The following is a 1,579-nucleotide window of genomic DNA, read 5'->3' on the forward strand; positions in this document are numbered from 1 at the left end:
GCCCCTGCGAGGCGCCGGCGAAGAAGGTCGCCAGCTTGGTCTCGGCCGTGATCAGATCGGTCCGCGTCTTCTTCTGCGCGGCCTCGTCACCGTCGCCGACGGCGCCCGCGTACGAGACCAGCAGCACGATGTGTCCCGACCACAGCGGCGCAAAGCCTTTCGCGGCCGCGTCGCCGAACAGCTGCCCGACCAGGCCGCTCATGTCGTCGGTGTTCTTGCCGAGCGCGGCGTTCGCCGACTGCACGAAGTCGTCGTCGCCGCGGATCCGGCTGCGCATCAGGTCAGCCGCCAGCACCGAGTGCTGGCCCATCAGCGCCTGCAGCGCGATCGCCTTGTCGGCCGCCGTCCTGGTCGGCGCGGCTCCGGCCGTCGTCGCGTGCGCGTCGGTGTGGAAGGTCGCGCCCGATTTGTTCGCCGTGCTGGTGTTGTCCGGTGCGCAGGCCGCGGTGACCGTCACCGCGACGGTCATCCCGGCTGCCAGTAATGCGACAAGGGGCCACGTTCGTTGCTTGTCCCGGTTATGCATTGCGCCTCATCGCCCGCCATCGTTGAGGGGTCAATCTCATGGTCAGTGGTGACCATACGCCGACGTCGATGGCGTTCCAGTCGGACATGCGGCCCGCTGGTGCGACCGTGCGTACCACCCCCACCTCATCCGATATCCAGTATCTTGAGAGGGGATCGAAGCCGATACGTGCGTGCGCAGGGGTGGGGCTCGGATGGTGGCGGGAGGCCTGCTCGTCGCGGGGCGGTACCGCGTCGGCCGCCGTTTGGCAGCCGGCGGGCTCAGTCACGTGTGGCTGGCGACCGACGAGTCCGACGGCAGCACGGTGGCCATCAAGCGGTGCACACTGCCCCCGGGCCTGTCACCGCACGAGGGTGAGCTCGTCGGTGGCCTGAGCCTGCGGGAGGCGCGCGCGTTCGCCGAGGTCGACCATCCGAACGTGGTGCACATCCGCGACGTGGTGCCCGACGCCGGCGAGCCGTGGATCGTGATGGACTACGTCCCCTCGCGCTCGCTGCAGGAGGTGGTCAGCTCGTCCGGTGCGATGCACCCGCGGCGGGTCGCCGAGATCGGCCTGCAGATCCTGCAGGGCCTGGTCGCCGTGTTCGACGCGGGCCTGCTGCACCTCGACGTGAAGCCGGGGAACGTGCTGATCGGCGACGACGGCCGGGTGCTGCTCAGCGACTTCGGCCCGGCGGTCACCGAGCTCGGGGTCCGGGCGCTGACCGAGGCCGGCATCGTCCTCGGCTCGCTGCACTACGTGGCTCCGGAGCGCCTCTTCGACGGGATCTCCACCCAGCGCGCCGACCTCTGGTCGTTCGGCGCGACGCTCTACTTCGCGGTGGAGGGGCGGCGGCCGTTCCGGCGGGAGAACAAGGACGAGACCATGGCCGCGCTGAAGGGCCGCACGCCGGACCCGCTGCTGCGCGCCGGCCCCCTCACCGACGTGATCTGCGGCCTGATGCGGGCGGACCCGGAGGACCGGCTGTCCGCCGCCGCGGCCGAGCGCATGCTGCGCCGGATCGCCGGGGCGGGCGTCCGGGTCCTGCCGTCGGCGGCGACCTCGGCGACCTC

At 71.3% G+C, this 1,579-nt stretch carries 1 protein-coding gene and 1 pseudogene; one reads left to right on the forward strand and one right to left on the reverse strand.

Features of this window, described 5'->3' with window-relative positions; translation table 11 throughout:
• Window positions 1-469 (reverse strand): annotated as a pseudogene (locus AB0M20_RS42585) (hypothetical protein); the annotation flags it as partial.
• A 250-nt stretch (window positions 470-719) separates the two neighbouring features.
• Here AB0M20_RS42585 and AB0M20_RS42590 point away from each other — a divergent pair.
• A partial coding sequence (locus AB0M20_RS42590) for a serine/threonine-protein kinase (RefSeq protein WP_364307106.1) occupies window positions 720-1,579 on the forward strand: 860 nt, incomplete at its 3' end.

This window comes from Actinoplanes sp. NPDC051633 (genome assembly GCF_040681735.1).
In the GTDB taxonomy this organism is placed as follows: Bacteria; Actinomycetota; Actinomycetes; order Mycobacteriales; family Micromonosporaceae; genus Actinoplanes.